Raw genomic sequence first — 18,900 nt, forward strand, 5'->3', positions numbered from 1 at the left:
CTGCTCCGGCGCGCGTGCGCAGGAGCCACCGTTTTCGGGTGGTTCGGCGTGGGCTAGAGGTACTGCCCGGTGTTGGAGACGGTGTCGATCGACCGACCCGGCTCGGTGCCCTGCTTGCCGGTGATGAGGGTGCGGATGAAGACGATCCGCTCGCCCTTCTTGCCGGAGATGCGGGCCCAGTCGTCGGGGTTGGTCGTGTTGGGCAGGTCCTCGTTCTCCTTGAACTCGTCGACGCAGGCCTGCAGCAGGTGGCTGACGCGCAGGCCCTTCTGGCTGTCGTCGGCGTCGGCGTCGAGGAAGGCCTTGATCGCCATCTTCTTCGCCCGGTCGACGATGTTCTGGATCATCGCGCCCGAGTTGAAGTCCTTGAAGTAGAGGACCTCCTTGTCGCCGTTGGCGTAGGTGACCTCGAGGAAGCGGTTCTCCTCGGACTCCTGGTACATCCGCTCGACGGTCGCCCGGATCATGGCCTCGACGGTCGCCTGGGTGGAGCCGCCGAACTCGGTGAGGTCGTCGGGGTGCAGCGGCAGGTCGGACGTGAGGTACTTGCTGAAGATGTCGCGGGCGCCCTCGGCGTCGGGACGCTCGATCTTGATCTTCACGTCGAGGCGCCCGGGACGCAGGATGGCCGGGTCGATCATGTCCTCGCGGTTGGAGGCGCCGATGACCAGGACGTTCTCCAGCGCCTCGACGCCATCGATCTCCGACAGCAGCTGGGGGACGATCGTGTTCTCCACGTCGGAGGACACGCCCGTGCCGCGGGTGCGGAACAGCGAGTCCATCTCGTCGAAGAACACGATCACGGGCGTGCCGGCGGACGCCTTCTCACGCGCCCGCTGGAACACCAGGCGGATGTGCCGCTCCGTCTCGCCGACGTACTTGTTGAGGAGCTCGGGGCCCTTGATGTTGAGGAAGTAGGACTTCCCCTCGGCGCCCGTGCGCTCGGCGACCTTCTTGGCCAGCGAGTTGGCGACCGCCTTGGCGATGAGCGTCTTGCCGCAGCCCGGAGGACCGTAGAGCAGCACGCCCTTGGGCGGCTTGAGCTGGTGCTCCTTGAAGAGCTCCGGGTAGAGGTAGGGAAGCTCGACCGCGTCCTGGATCGCCTCGATCTGGTTGCCGAGGCCACCGATCGACTCGTAGGCGATGTCGGGGACCTCCTCGAGGACGAGCTCCTCGACCTCCGACTTCGGGACCTTCTCGTAGACATAGCCCGAGCGCGGCTCCAGCAGCAGTGAGTCGCCGGCGCGCAGCGGGTCGTCGAGCAGCGGCTTCGCCAGCCGCACGACGCGCTCCTCGTCGGCGTTGGCGATGACGAGCGCACGCTCGCCGTCGGCGAGGAGCTCCTTGAGCATCACGACCTCGCCGACCGTCTCGTAGTCGAGCGCGTCGACGACGTTGAGCGCCTCGTTGAGCATGACCTCCTGGCCGCGGTGGAGAGCGTCCAGGTCGACGTTGGGAGAGACGTTGACCCGCAGCTTGCGTCCGCCGGTGAACACGTCGATCGTGTCGTCGTCGTTGCGGGCGATGAACGTGCCGAAGCCGGCCGGCGGCTGGGCGAGCCGGTCGACCTCCTCCTTGAGCTTCAGGATCTGGTCGCGCGCCTCGCGCAAGGTCTGGGCCAGCCGGTCGTTCTGGGCCGTCACGGCCGCGAGCGAGCGTTGTGCGTCGGCGAGCCGGAGCTCGAGCCCACGGGACTGCCCGGGCACCTCGCCCAGGCGCTGCCTCAGGTCGCGGACCTCGGCCTCGAGGAACCGCACCTGACCCTCCAGCTCGTGGCGGTCACGCCCGCTCGCTGCAGAGAAACCATCGGATGTCGACATCTGCGCCACCTCCTGTGCACCTCGACCCTACCCGCGGGCGAGGGCTACGGAAGTGGAGATTCCGCAGTGTCGTCACCATTCGGACACGGGCCGGGATCAGCCGGAAGGCTGAGGTACCCACGTCACCGGTGATCAGTCCTCCGGCGTCTCGTCCGGCGGCGGTACGGCGACCGGGGCGTCCGCCGGCCGGGGTCCGGTGTAGTCCGGGCCGTAGGCGCCCGGCGCCGGGCGCCGGGTCTTGCGCGGGGGCCGCTCCCCAGGCGCGAGTCGCCGGGCGGTCACGAGGAAGGCGGTGTGCCCGATCATCTTGTGGCCGGGCCGGACCGCGAGGCCCTCCACGTGCCAGTCGCGCACGAGCGACTCCCAGGCCTGCGGCTCGGTGAAGCCGCCGTGGACGCGGACGGTCTCGACGAACCGGGAGAGCTGGGTCGTCGTGGCGACGTACGCGCACAGGATGCCGCCGGCGCGCAGCGCGTCGCCCGCCGCGTCGACACACTCCCACGGCGCCAGCATGTCGAGGATCAGCCGGTCGCACCGCGCCCCGGTCGCGGGCAGCTCCTCGGCGAGATCGCCGAGCGTGAGCGTCCAAGACGGCGGCTCGGCACCGAAGAACTGGGTGACGTTCTTGCGGGCGACGTCGGCGAACTCCTCGCGCCGCTCGAACGACAGGACCCGGCCGTAGGGCCCGACCGCGCGGACCAGGGAGCAGGTGAGCGCGCCGGAGCCGACGCCGGCCTCGACGACGTGCGCACCCGGGAAGATGTCGGCCAGCGCGACGATCTGGGCGGCGTCCTTCGGGTACACCACGGCCGCGCCCCGCGGCATGGACACGACGAACTCGCTGAGCAGCGGGCGGAAGACGAGGTACTCCCCGCCGACCGAGGACGTGACCGTGAAGCCCTCCTCACGGCCGATGAGCTCGTCGTGGTCGAGGTGGCCCTTGTTGGAGAAGAACCGCTTGCCGGGGACGAGCTCGAAGTTGTGCTTGCGTCCCTTGGCGTCGGTCAGCCGGACCCACTCGCCGGCCCGCAGCGGGCCGCGGTGGACGCCCGACCACGCCTCCTGGGGGACGTCGCTCGTCGCGCCTGGCGTGTCAGGGGTCTCCGGCATGACCCCGGAATCTAGTTGCCGCCGGCGCGGAATGCCGCATCCACGTCGGCCGTCGACAGCACCCCGTAGATCGAGCCGTCGGGCTCGATGAGCAGGTACTCCGCGGCCGGTGTCTGGGTGATCGCCTGGATGAGCTGCTCGCCGTCGATGTCGGCGGGGAGGGCCAGGCCGGCGGTCAGCGTGCGAGCCACGCTCGACGTGGCGACCCACGGCCGCCGGTCCTCCGGGGTCGCGAGCAGCGCGGCCTCGTTGACGACGCCCACCGGCCGTCCGTCGCTGGTGACGGTCACGATGCTGCCGGCCTGCGCCTCCTGGGCACGGCGTACGGCCTCGGCCAGCGGCAGGTCGTCCGGGACGGCGAGCGTACGCCGGGCCAGCTTGCGTGCCACCAGCATCGGCAGCCGGCTCCGGAGCCGTGCGGACGCCATGGCCGCGGACGCTCCGCTCCACAGGAACATGGCGACGATGAACGCGAAGACGTAGTCGAAGATGCCGACCCGCCAGCCGAGGACGTCGCTCTGGAACATCGGCCAGAACAGGACGAGCACGGCCACGACGCGCCCCATCCAGCCGGCGGCGATCGTGCCGCGGTGGACGTTGCGGGTGATCCCCCAGACGGCCGACTTGAGGACCCGGCCGCCGTCGAGCGGCAGGCCGGGCACCAGGTTGAGGACGCCGACGAACAGGTTGGCCCAGGCGAGGCCCTCGACCGCCATCAGCAGGAGCCCGGTGGGCTCGAGGGCGTGCAGCGCGACGCCCACTCCCCCGATGGCCAGCGACGTGAGTGGGCCGACGACCGCGATCCAGAACTCCTCGCGCGGCCGGCGTGCCTCGCCCTCGATCGCGGTGGCGCCGCCGAGGAAGTGGATGGTGATGGAGCTGACCGGGTAGCCGTAGTGGCGGGCCACGGCGGCGTGCGACGCCTCGTGCAGCAGCACGGAGCCGTAGAGGATGACGGCGAACGCGAGCCCGGCGACGTACTTCCACGCGCCGAGGCCCGGCTCGACCTCGTCGACACGTGGGGCGACGAGGATCGCGATCATCCCGGCGACCAGGAACCACGAGCTCGACACCAGGACGTCGGCGCCGGCGAGCGTGCCGACCTTGAACGTGCCCGGCGGGCGCGGCGTGGGCTCGGAGCCCGGCCCGGGCATCTGGGAGGGCGACGACACGCAGCGAGCCTATCGGGACGACGACCGCCGGACCCGGCACACCCCGAGCCGGTTGCGCTCGGTTGTCCCCGGGCTCGCCTAGGGTGCTGGTCATGAGCACCACGAGCGTCTCCCCCGCCGAGGAGCTGTCCACCCCGGTGGACGGCGTCGACGTGCTGGGCGCTCTCTCGCCGAGCCGGGCCGGCGACTTCCTCGCCTGCCCGCTGCTCTACCGCTTCCGCACCATCGACAAGCTCCCGGAGCCGCCCTCGGTGGACGCGGTCCGCGGCACGGTGGTGCACAAGGTGCTCGAGGAGCTCTTCGACCTGCCGGCCGCCGACCGGACCGTCGTCAGGGCGCACGACCTGCTGAGGCCGGCCTGGGACGGCCTGCGGGAGGCGGAGCCCGAGATCGCCGAGCTCTTCGGCGAGGCCGACGAGCTCGGCCGCTGGCTGGCCTCGTGCCGCGACGTGATCGAGCGCTACTTCACGCTCGAGGACCCGACCAGGCTCGAGCCGGCGGAGCGCGAGCTCTACGTCGAGGCCGTGCTCGACTCCAAGCTGCTGCTCCGGGGCTTCATCGACCGTCTCGACATCGCGCCGACCGGCGAGGTCCGGATCGTCGACTACAAGAGCGGCCGGTCCCCCGGCGAGATGTTCGAGGCCAAGGCGCTGTTCCAGCTCAAGATCTACGCCCTCGTGCTGTGGCGGACCCGTGGCGTCGTACCGACGATGCTGCAGCTGATCTACCTCGGCAACGGCGAGATCCTGCGCTACCAGCCGGACGAGGGCGACCTGCGCGCGACCGAGCGCAAGGTGGAGGCCATCTGGGAGGCCATCCGGCGCGCTCAGGAGTCCGGCGACTGGCGCCCCAACCCCGGCCGGCTCTGCGCCTGGTGCTCGCACCAGAGCCTGTGTCCGGCGTTCGGCGGTACACCTCCCCCGCTGCCCTCTGCGACCGCGGCGCTCGCGAGCGCGAACCCGGCGCCGGCGCCGTGACCCGACGGGTGGTCCTCATCCGGGCCGTCAACGTGGGCGGCGCCAAGCTGCCGATGAGCGACCTCAAGGCGATCGCCGCCGACCTCGGCGCGAGCGACGTCGCGACCTACATCGCCTCGGGCAACCTCGTCGCCGACGTGCCCGGCGACCCGGACGCGTTCGACCGGGCCCTCGAGTCGACGATCCAGGAGCGGTTCGGCTACTTCCGCGAGGCCATCTCGCGGACCCGCGACGAGATGGTCGCCGCGCTCGACGCCCATCCCTTCGAGGTGCTCGAGCCGAAGTACTCCTACATCTCCTTCATGCTGTCCGCCCCGACCGCGGAGGCGGTGGAGGCAGCGGCCGCCGTACCCACAGGCGACGACCGGTGGCAGGTCGTCGGACGCGAGCTGCACCTGCGCTACGCCGCCGGCGCCGGCCGGGCCCAGCTCAAGGACGCCCAGCTGTTGCGGGCGCTCGGCAAGATCCCGACCACCGCGCGCAACCTCAACACCGTCCGCACGCTGATCGAGATGGCGTCGTAGGTCTTTTTCGTTTTGCGCCGGGTGGGCGGTGAGTGGTCAACCGAACCGCCCGCACCAACGGTTGATGGCTCACCGCTCGGCGGAGGCGTCCCCCCGGGCCACGAGCGCCTCGGTGAGCAGGGTGACGAGCGCCTCGAGCCGGATGTCGGTCGTGGTGACCTGCTCCTCGGTCGCACCGTCGAGCGCCACGGCGGCCAGGCCGGCCTTGCTGTCGATGAGCTCGGCGATCCGGGCGTCGATCGTCTGGGCGGCGATGATCCGCCAGGCGGTGACGGGCTCGGTCTGGCCGATGCGGTGGACGCGGTCGATCGCCTGGGTCTGCTCTGCGTCGGTCCACGAGAGCTCGGCGAGGACGACGTCGGACGCCACCTGGAGGTTGATGCCGACGCCGGCAGCCGTGAGCGAGCAGACGATCACGCCGACCTCGGGGTCCTTGACGAACGCGTCGATGGCCTTCGTCCGCGCCGAGGAGCTCTGGTCGCCACGGATCTCGGTGTAGCGGATGTCGCGCTTGGCGAAGACCGCGCCGGCGGCATCCATGACGTCGAGGTGCTTGGCGAAGAACACCACCTTGCCGGCGCTGCGGACGAGCTGGGCCGCGTAGTCGGCGGCCAGCCCGGCCTTGGCCTGGCCGATGCGGCGCACCATGGCGAAGATGTTGTCGCCGGCCGTCGAGTCGTCGCCGTCGGAGAGCTCCCAGCCGGCGACCCGCCGTACGAGCTCGTGGTCGATGCCGTCGACCTCGACGCCCCGGTGCTCCCGGCGTGCCTCGATCGCGGAGTCGTAGCGCTTGACCAGACGGACGGCGAGCTCGCGCTCCGCGGACTTGATGGAGCGGCTGTCGGCGTCGTCGAGCTCGACGGGCAGGTCGGCGATGCGCCGGGCGGGGATGTCGGCGGCGACGTCGACCTTGCGACGGCGCACGATGCCCATGTCGACGACCGCCTGGCGGGCGGCGGGGTAGAAGCCGAAGTCGGCGGGTGTCATCCCCGTCTCCTCGAGCTTCGCCATCAACGCCGGCCGCGGCGACTTGTCGGTGACCCAGCCGAGGAACTGCCAGATCGTCAGGAAGTCCTCGACGTCGTTGATGAGCGGCGTCCCGGTCAGCGCCATCATGAGCGGCCGGGCCACCCGCTGGCGGACCCGCTCGGCGATCTCGAGCACGTGCTGGGAGCGCTGAGATTTCTTGTTCTTGATGAAGTGCGCCTCGTCGACGATCATCCCGCGGAAGCCGTGGTCGCCGATCCACCCGACGTGGCGGTCGAGGATCTCGTAGTTGAGCACGATGATGTCGGCGAACCCGTCGACGTCGTCGCCGTCGCCGTGCACCACGCTGACGGTCTTGGTGGGCGTCCAGCGGCTCGCCTCGCGGGCCCAGTTGGTCTTGACGACGTTGGGCACGACGACGAGGAGGGGGTACGCGTCGGCCGCCTGGGCGGCGAGCAGCGACTGGGCCGTCTTGCCGAGGCCCGGCTCGTCCGCCAGCAGGAACGTGCGGTGTCCCTCGGCCACCGAGGCGATCAGCTGCGACTGGTGGCCCATGAGCGACATCCCGGGCGGGAGCAGGACGGACGGGCGCGAGGTCGGCAGCTCCATGCACGAGGAGACGCCGGGAGCCGGGTGCTCGAAGGAGTTGAGCAGAGGGCCGATGAGCTCCCACCCGACGAGGCGGCGGGACTCGGCGCGCGGCGGGGCGGCCGTGAAGTCGGGCGCCATGAACGGGGTGATGAGCTGGGCGCGCGCCACCGACTGCGGCACCACCTGGCGCTCGGTCCGTACGACGGACGAGAACTGCCTGACCGGCTCCCGGGGCTCCGGGTCCGGCTCGAGCCCGGCGGCGAGCTGGAGCTCGCGCTTGAGCCGCACCGTCCCGTCGGTCTGCTCCGCGTCCTCCGCGAGCAGCGCGAACAGAGAGGTGTCACGCGCCGCCGTCTGGGCGAGGATGCTCGCGATGCCGTCGAGCCGCTTCAGCTCGGCGGCACGTGAGTTCTCGGAGAGGTCGGGGTCGGCCTTGAGCCGGGCGCGCTCCTCGCGGACCAGCAGCGCGACGACCTGGAACCGCGTGCGCTCCGAGCGACCGCGCTGCACCCCGGACTCGACCTCGCGCACCGCCTTGGCGAGCACGGGGATGAGACCGGCGTCGTCGTGCTGGCGCCGGCCGCGGCCCTGTGCCTGACGGCCTTGGCCGGACCGCGTACGGCCGGACTGGCGCTGACCCTGAGCGGCCAAGCGAACTCCTCCTGTGTCACGCGAACGCGTGACGTCTGCGTTGTCCCGTCGTCGACGGGGTCCGAACTCCTCGCGACGACGTCGCCCGTGCGGGCTGTCGAGCAATGGTCCCGACGAGCGGCCGCGAGAACGCGGCTCCTGGCCTTGTGAGCCCCTGGTCGGGTGCGCCTGAGGAACAGGCTCAGTGGAGAGGATATGCCCGACCGCCGCTCAGCGCAGCAGGAGGGCTCCCAGATCGTCGGCGGTGAGCCCCTCCAGCGTGTCGCGGAAGACGCGGCGCGGCCCCTCGAGCACCGGGACGTGGTTCTCGACGACGAGCACCGTGCAGCCGGCTGCCTCCGCCGACTTCGCGCCGGTGTTGGAGTCCTCGATGGCCAGGCAGTCGCCGGGAGCGACGCCCAGGGCCGCGGCCGCCGTCTCGTAGGGCTCGGGGTGCGGCTTGCCGAACGCGACCTGGTCGCCGGTCACGACGACGTGGAAGGTCTCCGGCGGGAGCTGCCGCAGGACCGGCGCCACGAAGCGCTGCCACGACATCGTGACCAGGGCACAGCGCACGCCTGCCTCGTGCAGCGAGTCCAGCAGCTGGCGGGCCCCGGGGCGCCACGGGATCGCGCGCTCGATCCGCTCGACGACGCCGTCGAGCAGGAGCTCGACGATCTCCTCGGGAGAGATCGCCAGACCCATCCGCCGCTGGATGTAGCGGCCCGACTCGAGCAGGTCGTTGCCGACGAGCTCGAGCGCGTCGGCCTTGCTCCACTCGGCGCCGAACCGCTCCGCGAGCGCGAACTCGGTCTCGATCCAGTACGGCTCGGTGTCGCAGAGGGTCCCGTCCATGTCCCAGAGGACGGCGGCGGGCGGTTTCGCGGACTGCTCCGGTCCGACCTCGGCCTGTGCCGGCATCAGTCCTCCGGGTCGTAGCCGAGGTTGGGCGACAGCCACCGCTCGGCCTCCGCCTGCGTCCAGCCCTTGCGGGCCGCGTAGTCGGCGACCTGGTCGCGGCCGATCCGGCCGACGACGAAGTACTGCGACTGCGGGTGGCTGTAGTAGACGCCCGAGACCGAGGCGCCGGGCCACATCGCCATGCTCTCGGTCAGCTCGATGCCGGTCGCGGCCTCCACGTCGAGCAGCTGCCAGATGGTGCGCTTCTCGGTGTGCTCCGGGCAGGCCGGGTAGCCCGGCGCCGGCCGGATGCCCTGGTAGCGCTCGGCGATGAGGTCGTCGTTCGTCTTGTCGGGCTCGGAGACGTAGCCCCAGAACTCCGTGCGCACCCGCTGGTGCAGGCGCTCGGCGAACGCCTCCGCCAGCCGGTCGGCGAGCGACTCCAGCAGGATCGCCGAGTAGTCGTCGAGGGCGTCCTTGAACTCCTTGACCTTCTCGGGCAGCCCGATGCCGGCTGTCACGGCGAAGGCCCCGACCCAGTCCTCGAGACCGGCGTCTACCGGTGCGACGTAGTCGGCCAGCGACCGGTTCGGGATCCCCTCGCGGTGCTCGCCCTGCTGGCGCAGTGCGAATAGGCGGGCTCGCTCCGTGGCACGGTCGTCCTCATAGACGATGACGTCCTCGCCGGTCGAGGCGGCCGGGAAGAGACCGTAGACGCCGTGGGCGCTCACCCACTTCTCCGCGATCATCGTGTCGAGCATCGCCTGGGCGTCCTCGTAGAGCTTCGTGGCGGCCTCACCGTGGGTGGGGCTGTTGAGGATGTCGGGGAACTTGCCCTTCATCTCCCAGGAGTTGAAGAACGGCTGCCAGTCGATGAACTCCCGCAGCTCGGCCAGGTCGTAGTCGGAGAGCGTGTGCACACCGGGCGTCTTCGGCACCGGCGGGACGTACGACGACCAGTCGATCGGCGTCGCGTTGGCCTTGGCCTTCTCGAAGGTCAGCGAGGGCCGCTCGGACTTCTGCGCGTGCCGGGCCCGCAGCGCGTCGTAGTCGGCCTTGACCTCGGCCATCAGGGCCGGACGCCGCTCGGCGCTGAGCAGCGCCGCGGCGGTCGGGACGGACCGGGACGCGTCCTTGACCCACACCACCGGGCCGTCGTACGCCCGGTCGATCTTGACCGCCGTGTGCGCCCGGGAGGTCGTCGCGCCGCCGATGAGCAGCGGGATGTCAAGGCCGACCCGCTGCATCTCGGAGGCGAAGTTGACCATCTCGTCCAGCGACGGCGTGATGAGGCCCGAGAGGCCGATGATGTCGGCGTCGACCTCCTCGGCGGTGTCGAGGATCTTCTGAGCAGGCACCATGACGCCGAGGTCGACGACGTCGTAGTTGTTGCACTGGAGCACGACGCCGACGATGTTCTTGCCGATGTCGTGGACGTCGCCCTTCACCGTCGCCATGACGATGGTGCCGTTCGACTCCTTCTGGGTCGCCAGCTGGGGGTTGGTCGCCTTCTCCTCCCCGATGAACGGGATGAGGTAGGCGACCGCCTTCTTCATGACGCGGGCGCTCTTGACGACCTGGGGAAGGAACATCTTGCCGGCGCCGAACAGGTCGCCGACGACGTTCATGCCGTCCATCAGCGGGCCCTCGATGACCTCGATCGGGCGGCCGCCGCGCGCGGCGATCTCCTGGCGCAGCTCCTCGGTGTCGTCCTCGACGAACCCGTCGATGCCCTTCACCAGGGCGTGGGTGATCCGCTCGCCGACCGGCAGGTCGCGCCACTCCTCGGCCGCCGCCTCCTGCTGCTCGCCGCTCCCCCGGTGCTGCTCGGCCAGGCCCAGCAGGCGCTCCGTGGCGGCCAGCGAGTCGTCGGTGCGGTTGAGGACGACGTCCTCGATGGCGTCGCGCAGCTCAGGGTCGATCTGGTCGTAGGTGACCAGGGCGCCGGCGTTGACGATGCCCATGTCGAGGCCGGCCTCGATCGCGTGGAACAGGAACACCGCGTGGATCGCCTCGCGGACCGGGTTGTTGCCGCGGAACGAGAAGCTCACGTTGGAGATTCCGCCCGACACCTTGGCGCCGGGCAGGTTCTGCTTGATCCAGCGGACCGCCTCGATGAAGTCGACGCCGTAGGTGGCGTGCTCCTCGATGCCGGTCGCGACCGCGAACACGTTGGGGTCGAAGATGATGTCCTCGGCCGGGAACCCGACCTGCTGGGTGAGGATGTCGTAGGCGCGCTGGCAGATCTGCTGGCGGCGCTGGAGGTTGTCGGCCTGGCCGTCCTCGTCGAACGCCATCACCACGGCCGCCGCGCCGTACTTGCGGCACAGGCGCGCCTGCGCGACGAACTTCTCCTCGCCCTCCTTGAGGGAGATCGAGTTGACGATCGGCTTGCCCTGGACGTTGCGCAGGCCCGCCTCGATGACCTCCCACTTGGAGGAGTCGATCATCACCGGGACGCGGCTGATGTCCGGCTCGGACGCGACCAGCTTGAGGAAGCGGTCCATCGCGGCGACGCCGTCGATCATGCCCTCGTCCATGTTGACGTCGATGACCTGGGCGCCGTTCTCGACCTGCTGCGCGGCGACCGAGAGGGCGGTGTCGTAGTCGCCGGCCTTGATCAGGTTGCGGAACCGCGCGGAGCCGGTGATGTTGGTCCGCTCGCCGACGTTGACGAACAGGCTGTCCTCGGTGACCGTGAACGGCTCGAGGCCCGAGAGCCGCATGGCCGGCTCCACGGTGCTCGGCTGACGGGGCGGCAGGCCGTCGACCGCCTTGGCGATCTCGGCGATGTGGGCGGGGGTCGTCCCGCAGCAGCCGCCGACGATGTTGACGAACCCCGCACCGGCGAAGTCGTGCAGGTGGCCGGCGGTCTCGGCCGGCCCCTCGTCGTACTCGCCGAAGGCGTTGGGCAGCCCGGCGTTGGGGTAGCACGACACGAACGTGTCGGCCAGGCGGGCCACCTCGGCGATGTAGGGGCGCATCTCCTTGGCGCCCAGCGCGCAGTTGAGGCCGACCGCGAGGGGCCTGACGTGCCGGACCGAGTCCCAGAACGCCTCGGTGACCTGGCCGGACAGGGTCCGGCCGGAGGCGTCGGTGATGGTGCCGGAGATGATGACCGGCCAGCGCCGGCCCTCGGTCTCGAAGAGGGTCTCGACCGCGAAGATCGCCGCCTTGGCGTTCAGCGTGTCGAAGATCGTCTCGATGAGGAGGAGGTCGGCGCCGCCGTCGACGAGGCCCTGGGCCGCCGTGGTGTACGCCGCCACCAGCTGCTCGAACGACACGTTGCGCGCGCCCGGGTCGTTGACGTCGGGGCTGATGCTCGCGGTCCGCGTCGTCGGTCCGAGTGCGCCGGCGACGTACCGCGGCTTGTCGGGCGTGGCGAACTCGTCGGCCACGCGGCGCGCGAGCCGGGCCGACTCGTGGTTGAGCTCGTAGGCCAGCTCCTCGAGGCCGTAGTCGGCGAGTGAGACCGCGTTGGCGTTGAACGTGTTGGTCTCGAGGATGTCGGCGCCCGCCTCGAGGTACTCGCGGTGGATGGCCGCGATCATGTCCGGCTGGGTGAGCGTCAGCAGGTCGTTGTTGCCGATCAGGTCGCTCTGGTGGCCCTTGAACCGCTCGCCGCGGTAGCCGGCCTCGTCGGGCCGGTCCCGCTGGATGGCGGTGCCCATGGCGCCGTCGATGACCATGATCCGCTCGCGCATCGTGGCGCGCAGCGCCTCGGTCGCATCGGGACGATGATCACGCGTCGGCTCGGTCATGGGGCTCCTCTCAGGGATCCGGCGCACTCCAGGCTACGGATGCCGTCCACCTCGTGGACCGGGTCGCCGAATGGTGATATCGCCACCCGATCCTTCCACCGCCCGTTCCCCGATGGTGAATCCCGGCGCGACTAGGGTGGATGCGTGATCGAGATCGAGCAGACCTCCGAGCTCGTGGACCCGGTGGTGATCGCCGCGTTCGAGGGCTGGAACGACGCCGCGGACTCCGCCTCCGCGACGATTGACCACCTGATGAAGGTGTGGAGCGCCAGGGTCATCGGCGAGATCGATCCCGAGGACTACTACGACTTCCAGGTCAATCGCCCCTACACGGGCAGCGACGAGCGCGGCATGCGCAGGATCACCTGGCCCACGACGAGGATCGCGATCGCCTCTCCCCCGGATCTCGACCGCGACGTCATCCTGATCCGCGGGCTCGAGCCGAACATGCGCTGGCGGCAGTTCTGCGCCGAGATCCTGGCCGCCGTCGAGGAGCTGGGCGGTGCGCTCGTCGTCACGCTCGGGGCGCTGCTCGCCGACACGCCGCACACGCGGCCGATCCCGGTCTCCGGCACCGCGACGGAGCCCGACATCGTCGACCGGCTCAAGCTGGAGATGTCGTCGTACGAGGGCCCGACCGGCATCGTCGGCGTCTTCCAGGACGCCTGCGAGCAGATCGACATGCCGGCGGTGTCCTACTGGGCGGCCGTGCCGCACTACGTCGCCCAGCCGCCGTGCCCCAAGGCAACGCTGGCGCTGGTCACGCGCCTGGAGGAGCTGCTGGAGGTGTCGATCCCGCTCGACGACCTGCCCGAGGACGCGCAGGCCTGGGAGCGCGGCGTCAACGAGCTGGCCGAGGACGACGAGGACGTCGCCGAGTACGTCCGCGGTCTCGAGGAGGCACGGGACACCACCGATCTTCCCGAGGCGTCAGGCGAGGCGATCGCCCGGGAGTTCGAGCGCTACCTCAAACGCCGCCAGGAAGACGGCTAGGCCCCCGGCCTGGCCCCGAGCGTGGCCCCGAGCCTGGCTCAGGCCCCGGCTCAGAGCCGCAGGCCGAGGGCGGCGTCGAGCAGGTCGCGGATCGTCGCCGCAGCGGTGGGGTCGCTGGTGTCGGCGAGGCCGTCGCTGCCGAGCGTCGCGTCGACCCAGCCCTGGACGAGCTCGACCGCCGCCGGGGCGTCGAGGTCCGCGGCGAGCACCTCGAGCACGTCCTCAACGACCGGGCCGGCGGGTGCGCCGCGGCCCAGCGAGAGCGCCCTGCGCCACTGCCCGACGGTGTCGACCGCGTCGAAGAGCTGCGCGTCGGTCCACTCCCAGTCGGAGCGGTAGTGGTGGCGCAGCAGGACCAGGCGGATCGCCATCGGGTCGATCTCGCTGTTGCGCAGCGCCGAGACGAAGACCAGGTTGCCCTTCGACTTCGACATCTTCTCGCCGTCGTAGGCGACCATCCCGGCGTGGGCGTAGACCCGTGCGAAGGCGTCGCCGGCGACGTGGACGTGGCCGGCCGACATCTCGTGGTGCGGGAAGACGAGGTCGGACCCGCCGCCCTGGACGTCGAAGGAGCCGCCGAGGTGCTCGAGGGCGATCGCCGCGCACTCGATGTGCCAGCCGGGCCGGCCGGGGCCGAACGGCGACGGCCACGACGGCTCGCCGGGTCGCTCGGCGCGCCACAGCACGCAGTCGAGGGGGTCCTTCTTGCCGGCCCGCTCCGGGTCGCCGCCCCGGTTGGGGAAGATCTCGAGCATCTGCTCGCGGGTGAGGTTCGACTCGGCGCCGAAGTCGGGGTCGGCGGTGACGGAGAAGTAGAGGTCGTCGTCGACCCGGTAGACCGCGCCGGCGGCCTGCAGCCGCTCGATGAGGGCGATGACGAGCGGGATCGACTCGACGGCACCGGTGTAGTACGTCGGCGCGAGGACCCGCAGCGCCTCCATGTCCTCGCGGAAGAGCTCGGTCTCCCGCTCGGCCAGCTCCACCCAGTCGACGCCGACCTTGTCCGCACGCTCGAGCAGCGGGTCGTCGACGTCGGTGACGTTCTGCGCGTAGACCACCGAGTGGCCGGCGTTGCGCCAGGCCCGGTTGAGCAGGTCGAAGCCGACGTACGTCGCGGCGTGACCGATGTGCGTGGCGTCGTAGGGCGTGATGCCGCAGACGTAGAGGCGCGCGGTGTTGTCGGGATCCTGTGGGACCACCGGGGTCAACGCACCGGACGCGGTGTCGTGCAGCGCGACCTCCGGGCCTCGGACGGCGAGGGACGGAACGTCGGGAGTGGTCCAGGCGCGCATGACGCGAACTCTACTTGCGGGGTGTTGTTAAGCCTCAGAACGGGGGCCACGGGACGGACGGCCAGCCGGTCCCCGGCTGGGGCAGCACGCCTCGGGCGAGCAGCGCGTCGCAGCGGTCGGCGAGCGCCTCGACGTCCCAGACCGACAGGTAGGGCTCGAGCGCGCGACCGAGGTCGCCGTCGAGCCGGGTCCGGAGCCCGCGTACGCCGTCCCGCTCCTGCGCCGTCAGCGGCTGGCCCGCCCAGCCCCACAGCACGGTGCGGAGCTTGGGCTCGCTGTGGAAGCAGATGCCGTGGTCGATCCCGTAGCGGTGGCCGTCGGGCATCTCGAGCACGTGTCCGCCCTTGCGGTCGGCGTTGTTGACGACGACGTCGAAGACGGCGATGCGGCGCAGTGCCGCGGTGTCCTCGTGGATGAGCGAGACGGGCTCGTCGTCGGCCCCGTAGCCGTCGAAGACGTGGCACCAGCCGGCCGGGACCTCGCCCTCGGGGACGATCGTGACCGCGGCCTGGGTCTCGTCGACGTGGCACCACCGCTGGACCATGCCGGTGCCGTGCGGGCCCTCACGCAACCACGTCTCGGGCACGACGTCCCAGCCGAGCGCCTCGGAGACGAGGTAGGCGGCCACCTCGCGGTGGGCCAGGTTGCCCTCCGGGAAGTCCCAGAGCGGCCGCTCGCCGCGGATCGGCTTGTAGACGACCTCGAGATCCTCCCCCGACGTCGAGCGGAGGGCGCCCACGAACGTGAGGTTCGAAGCGGGCAGCACGCGTCCGCGCAGGACCAGGTCCCCCTCGCACAGCTCCGCGCTCACCCGGTCGTCACCCGCCGCTCAGGGATCCCGGCGACGGTAGCCGTTGGCCCGCGGGCACAGATGCCCCGCGGGGTCGACCGGTCCACCGCAGAACGGGCAGTCCGGACGTCCGGCGGAGACGACCTGCTGGGCGCGCTTGGCGAAGGCGCGGGCCTGTCCGGGGGTGATGCGGATGAGCAGCACCTCCTCCGGCTCGGGCTCCTCGACCTCGATCTGCTGCTCGCCCTCCTCGGTCTCGGACACGAACGCGACCGCGTCGTCGACCGGGAAGACCTCGATGACGACGCGCTCGTCGCCCGGGTCCCACGAGAGAGTCATGGTGCCGGCGCGGAACTCCTCCTCGATCGGCTGCTCGAGCGGGTCGTTGTCGTCGAGCTCGTACGGCGCGACCGCCGGCACGACACCCTCCGCCAGGCCGGTCACCTCGTCGAGCAGCTCGTCGACCCGCTCCGCGAGGAGGGAGACCTGCTGCTTCTCGAGCGCGACGCTGACCATCTGCCGGCCGGACTTGGCCTGCAGGAAGAACGTGCGCGAGCCCGGCTCGCCGACGGTGCCCGCGACGAAGCGCTCGGGCGGGTCGAAGCTGTGGACGACGGACGGCATGCGACAACCCTAGGCGGTGCTAGGAGGGGCCCGCGCCGCCACCCACGGCCGCGTCGCCGGAGGGTCCTCCGGACGCCCGCCGGCGGCGTCCGTCCTTCTTCGGTGGCGCCAGCCAGGACAGGTCGCCGGCGTGGGTGTTGGTCGCCAGGACGAACGGCCGCGAGGCGGTGTAGCGGATGATCGAGACCGATGCGGGGTCGACGTTGAGCCGCTGGAAGAGGTCGAGGTGCATCCCCAGCGCGTCGGCGAGCACCGACTTGATGACGTCCCCATGGCTGACCGCCGCCCACACCGCCCCGGGACCGTGCTCCGCCTCGACGAGGGCGTCGTGCCGACGTACGGCGGCCACGGCGCGGGCCTGCATGGCCTGCATCGACTCGCCGCCGGGGAAGACGGCCGCGGACGGCTGCGACTGGACGAGCTTCCAGAGCGGCTCCTTGGCGAGCTCCTTGAGGGGCCGGCCCTGCCACTCCCCGTAGTCGCACTCGGACAGACCCTTCTCCGTGACGCGGGACGGGTCGTGCGCCTGGCGGGCGAGGATCTCACGGGCCGTCTGCCGGCAGCGCTCGAGCGGGCTGGTGACGAGGGCGGCGAGCGGGACCACGGCGAGCCGCTCCCCGGTCCGCACTGCCTGTCCGGCGCCCGCCTCGTCCAGCTTGACGCCTGGGAGCCGGCCCGCCAGCGTCCCGGACGCGTTGGCGGTCGTGCGGCCGTGTCGGACGAGGATCACCGTGGCCATGCGCGCCAGCGTAGCCAGCGCGCACCGGTGGAATAGCGTTGACCACGTGATCGTCGACAGCGCCCTCTACTCCGGCGGCCGCCGGGTCGATCTCGGGTGCCACCCCCACGAGTACGACAAGATGCGGGCCGGCATCAAGGAACCCGGCGACTTCGTCTGGCTCGGTCTCTACGCCCCGAGCGAGCGGGAGCTCAGCGAGGTCGCGGAGGCCTTCGAGCTCCACCCGCTGGCCGTGGAGGACGCGGTCAACGCGCACCAGCGGCCCAAGCTCGAGCGGTACGGCGACAGCATCTTCCTCGTCCTCAAGACGCTCTGGTACGTCGACATCGACGACCAGGTCGAGACCGGCGAGATCAACCTCTTCGTCGGCGAGGACTTCGTCATCACCGTCCGGCACGGCCGCGGGGCGACCCTGGAGACCGCACGGCACGGCGTCGAGGCGGACCCGTGGAAGCTCGCGCAGGGTCCGTCCGCCGCCGTCTACGCGGTCGCGGACCGGGTCGTCGACGGCTACATGAGCGTCCTCGCCGACCTCCAGACGGACGTCGACGAGGTCGAGACGTCGGTCTTCTCGACCGAGCGGACCAGCGACTCCGCCCGGATCTACACCCTCAAGCGAGAGCTGGCGGAGGTCCGCCGCGCGGTCGTCCCGCTCAAGGAGCCGATCCGCGGCTTCTCCACCGGGGCCGTGCCCATGGTCGACCCCGACATCCAGCCGTTCTTCCGCGACATCCTCGACCACCTCAACCAGGCCAGCGAGCTCGCCGAGGGCCTCGAGTCGTTGCTGTCGTCGGCGTTCGAGGCACACCTGGCGCAGATCTCCGTCCAGCAGAACGACGACATGCGCAAGATCTCGGCGGGCGCCGCGCTGGTCGTCGTACCGACCTTCATCGCCGGGGTCTACGGCATGAACTTCCGGCACATGCCCGAGCTCGGCTGGTCGTTCGGCTATCCCGGGGCGCTGCTGCTGATGGCGGCGTCGGTCGTCGGGCTCTGGGTCTTCTTCAAGAAGTCGGGGTGGCTGTAGGCCGGGCCGGGCGGTGAGCCATCGACCGTCAGCCGAGCCCGGACGCTTGACCAGTCACCGCCCAACGGCGGCGAGCCCCTACGTCGCGGTGATGACCCCACTGGCGAGCAGCACCAGCAGCAGGCCACCGAGCACGACGCGGTAGGGCACGAACGCGACGATCGAGTGGTGGGCGACGAACTTCAGGAGCCAGGCGACGGCGGCGTACGCGACGACGAAGGAGACCAGCGTGCCGACGAGCGTCGGGCCGAGGCCGATGCCAGAGCCGGGGATGTCCTTGAGCTCGTAGAGGCCGGCCGCGGTGAGCGCGGGGATCGAGAGGAAGAAGCTCAGCCGGGTCGCGGTGACGCGGTCGAGGTTGAGCATGAGGCCGGTCGAGATGGTGGCGCCCGAGCGGGAGACGCCGGGGATCAGCGCGATGCACTGGGCCAGGCCGATGACGATGGCGTCCCGCATCGAGAGCCGCTTCTCGCCCCGCGTCTGCCGACCGACCCGTTCTGCGAACACCATCACGCCGCTCCACACGACGAGCCCGATGCCCACCCACCACAGGGAGCGGAGCGGTCCGGAGACGACGTCCTTCGCCAGGAAGCCGACGATGCCGATCGGGATCGAGCCGACGATCACGTACCACCCCATCCGGTGGTCGAGCGTGCCCCGCAGCTCCGGTTTGACCAGCCCGCGGAACCAGCCGGCGACGATCTGGACGATGTCCTTGAAGAAGTAGACGATCACCGCGGCGATCGCCCCCATCTGGATGACGGCGGTGAACGCGGTCACGCCCTCGTCGTCGATCTCCAGCCCGAGCATCTTCTCCGCGATGGTCAGGTGACCGGTGCTGGAGACGGGGAGGAACTCCGTGAGGCCCTCCACGACGCCGAGGATCACGGCCTCGAGGTAGTTCATGTGCCGCCTTTCCGATGGGCATGCCGCGTCGGCGGCAGTGCTGTCGGGCACAGAGCC

The 18,900-nt window shown here is 70.9% G+C and carries 15 protein-coding genes; 4 read left to right on the top strand and 11 right to left on the bottom strand.

Annotation, left to right across the window (positions count from 1 at the left end; translation table 11 throughout):
* Positions 1-53: 53 nt before the first annotated feature.
* From arc to QDS12_RS16095, 3 genes are all read right to left on the bottom strand, one after another.
* Positions 54-1,820 carry a proteasome ATPase gene (gene arc, locus QDS12_RS16085; RefSeq protein WP_279880705.1) on the bottom strand — a complete coding sequence of 589 codons (1,767 nt, stop codon included), beginning with the start codon at positions 1,818-1,820 and terminating at the stop codon, positions 54-56.
* A gap of 132 nt (positions 1,821-1,952) precedes the next feature.
* A complete protein-coding gene (locus tag QDS12_RS16090; protein ID WP_279880707.1) occupies positions 1,953-2,930 on the bottom strand; it encodes a tRNA (adenine-N1)-methyltransferase in 978 nt (325 codons plus the stop codon).
* Between the two features lie 11 nt (positions 2,931-2,941).
* On the bottom strand, positions 2,942-4,102 hold the full coding sequence (locus QDS12_RS16095; RefSeq protein WP_279880709.1) for a site-2 protease family protein: 1,161 nt from the start codon (positions 4,100-4,102) through the stop codon (positions 2,942-2,944).
* Positions 4,103-4,194: 92 nt separating this feature from the next.
* Here QDS12_RS16095 and QDS12_RS16100 point away from each other — a divergent pair, with 92 nt between their 5' ends.
* The gene (locus QDS12_RS16100) at positions 4,195-5,079 is read left to right on the top strand and encodes a RecB family exonuclease (RefSeq protein ID WP_279880711.1); all 885 of its coding nucleotides are present in this window, start codon (positions 4,195-4,197) and stop codon (positions 5,077-5,079) included.
* Positions 5,076-5,603, top strand: coding sequence for a DUF1697 domain-containing protein (locus QDS12_RS16105; RefSeq protein WP_279880713.1), 528 nt, complete (start codon positions 5,076-5,078; stop codon positions 5,601-5,603). The genes QDS12_RS16100 and QDS12_RS16105 overlap by 4 nt, the downstream gene beginning before the upstream one ends.
* Positions 5,604-5,672: 69 nt before the next feature.
* Here the strand turns inward: QDS12_RS16105 and QDS12_RS16110 are convergent, their stop codons facing one another.
* From QDS12_RS16110 to metH, 3 genes are all read right to left on the bottom strand, one after another.
* On the bottom strand, positions 5,673-7,832 hold the full coding sequence (locus QDS12_RS16110) for a DEAD/DEAH box helicase (protein WP_279880715.1): 2,160 nt from the start codon (positions 7,830-7,832) through the stop codon (positions 5,673-5,675).
* A gap of 210 nt (positions 7,833-8,042) precedes the next feature.
* The gene (locus tag QDS12_RS16115) at positions 8,043-8,732 is read right to left on the bottom strand and encodes an HAD family phosphatase (protein ID WP_279880717.1); all 690 of its coding nucleotides are present in this window, start codon (positions 8,730-8,732) and stop codon (positions 8,043-8,045) included.
* Entirely contained in the window at positions 8,732-12,472 is a 3,741-nt protein-coding gene (gene metH / locus QDS12_RS16120; RefSeq protein ID WP_279880719.1) for a methionine synthase, read from the bottom strand. Before metH ends, QDS12_RS16115 begins: the two co-directional genes overlap by 1 nt.
* A gap of 144 nt (positions 12,473-12,616) precedes the next feature.
* Between metH and QDS12_RS16125 the strand changes: the two genes are divergently transcribed.
* Positions 12,617-13,465, top strand: coding sequence for a PAC2 family protein (locus tag QDS12_RS16125; protein ID WP_279880721.1), 849 nt, complete (start codon positions 12,617-12,619; stop codon positions 13,463-13,465).
* A 50-nt stretch (positions 13,466-13,515) separates the two neighbouring features.
* On the opposite strand, the gene mshC is transcribed toward QDS12_RS16125, so the two are convergent.
* The 4 genes from mshC to QDS12_RS16145 are packed head-to-tail and all read right to left on the bottom strand — an operon-like array spanning position 13,516 to position 16,910.
* Positions 13,516-14,757 carry a cysteine--1-D-myo-inosityl 2-amino-2-deoxy-alpha-D-glucopyranoside ligase gene (gene mshC, locus QDS12_RS16130; protein WP_279880723.1) on the bottom strand — a complete coding sequence of 414 codons (1,242 nt, stop codon included), beginning with the start codon at positions 14,755-14,757 and terminating at the stop codon, positions 13,516-13,518.
* Positions 14,758-14,791: 34 nt separating this feature from the next.
* Positions 14,792-15,568, bottom strand: coding sequence for an SCO1664 family protein (locus tag QDS12_RS16135; RefSeq protein WP_279880724.1), 777 nt, complete (start codon positions 15,566-15,568; stop codon positions 14,792-14,794).
* A gap of 18 nt (positions 15,569-15,586) precedes the next feature.
* The gene (locus QDS12_RS16140; protein WP_279880725.1) at positions 15,587-16,171 is read right to left on the bottom strand and encodes a DUF3090 domain-containing protein; all 585 of its coding nucleotides are present in this window, start codon (positions 16,169-16,171) and stop codon (positions 15,587-15,589) included.
* Positions 16,172-16,190: 19 nt separating this feature from the next.
* Complete coding sequence (locus tag QDS12_RS16145) at positions 16,191-16,910, bottom strand: MSMEG_4193 family putative phosphomutase (protein ID WP_279880727.1); 720 nt, start codon at positions 16,908-16,910, stop codon at positions 16,191-16,193.
* Positions 16,911-16,956: 46 nt separating this feature from the next.
* Here QDS12_RS16145 and corA point away from each other — a divergent pair, with 46 nt between their 5' ends.
* On the top strand, positions 16,957-17,937 hold the full coding sequence (gene corA / locus QDS12_RS16150) for a magnesium/cobalt transporter CorA (protein WP_279880728.1): 981 nt from the start codon (positions 16,957-16,959) through the stop codon (positions 17,935-17,937).
* A gap of 78 nt (positions 17,938-18,015) precedes the next feature.
* Here corA and QDS12_RS16155 read toward each other — a convergent pair whose 3' ends face one another.
* A complete protein-coding gene (locus QDS12_RS16155) occupies positions 18,016-18,843 on the bottom strand; it encodes an undecaprenyl-diphosphate phosphatase (RefSeq protein ID WP_279880729.1) in 828 nt (275 codons plus the stop codon).
* Positions 18,844-18,900 lie beyond the last annotated feature (57 nt).

The sequence above is a fragment of the Nocardioides sp. CER19 genome, from assembly GCF_029846275.1.
Taxonomy (GTDB): domain Bacteria; phylum Actinomycetota; class Actinomycetes; order Propionibacteriales; family Nocardioidaceae; genus Nocardioides.

What these genes read in the sequence shown, in the direction of transcription:
- arc (WP_279880705.1), bottom strand. Translation starts at nt 1,820, where the DNA reads ATGTCGACATCCGATGGTTTCTCTGCAGCGAGCGGGCGTGACCGCCAC.
- QDS12_RS16090 (WP_279880707.1), bottom strand. Translation starts at nt 2,930, where the DNA reads ATGCCGGAGACCCCTGACACGCCAGGCGCGACGAGCGACGTCCCCCAG.
- QDS12_RS16100 (WP_279880711.1), top strand. Translation starts at nt 4,195, where the DNA reads ATGAGCACCACGAGCGTCTCCCCCGCCGAGGAGCTGTCCACCCCGGTG.
- QDS12_RS16115 (WP_279880717.1), bottom strand. Translation starts at nt 8,732, where the DNA reads ATGCCGGCACAGGCCGAGGTCGGACCGGAGCAGTCCGCGAAACCGCCC.
- metH (WP_279880719.1), bottom strand. Translation starts at nt 12,472, where the DNA reads ATGACCGAGCCGACGCGTGATCATCGTCCCGATGCGACCGAGGCGCTG.
- mshC (WP_279880723.1), bottom strand. Translation starts at nt 14,757, where the DNA reads ATGCGCGCCTGGACCACTCCCGACGTTCCGTCCCTCGCCGTCCGAGGC.
- QDS12_RS16140 (WP_279880725.1), bottom strand. Translation starts at nt 16,171, where the DNA reads ATGCCGTCCGTCGTCCACAGCTTCGACCCGCCCGAGCGCTTCGTCGCG.
- QDS12_RS16145 (WP_279880727.1), bottom strand. Translation starts at nt 16,910, where the DNA reads ATGGCCACGGTGATCCTCGTCCGACACGGCCGCACGACCGCCAACGCG.
- QDS12_RS16155 (WP_279880729.1), bottom strand. Translation starts at nt 18,843, where the DNA reads ATGAACTACCTCGAGGCCGTGATCCTCGGCGTCGTGGAGGGCCTCACG.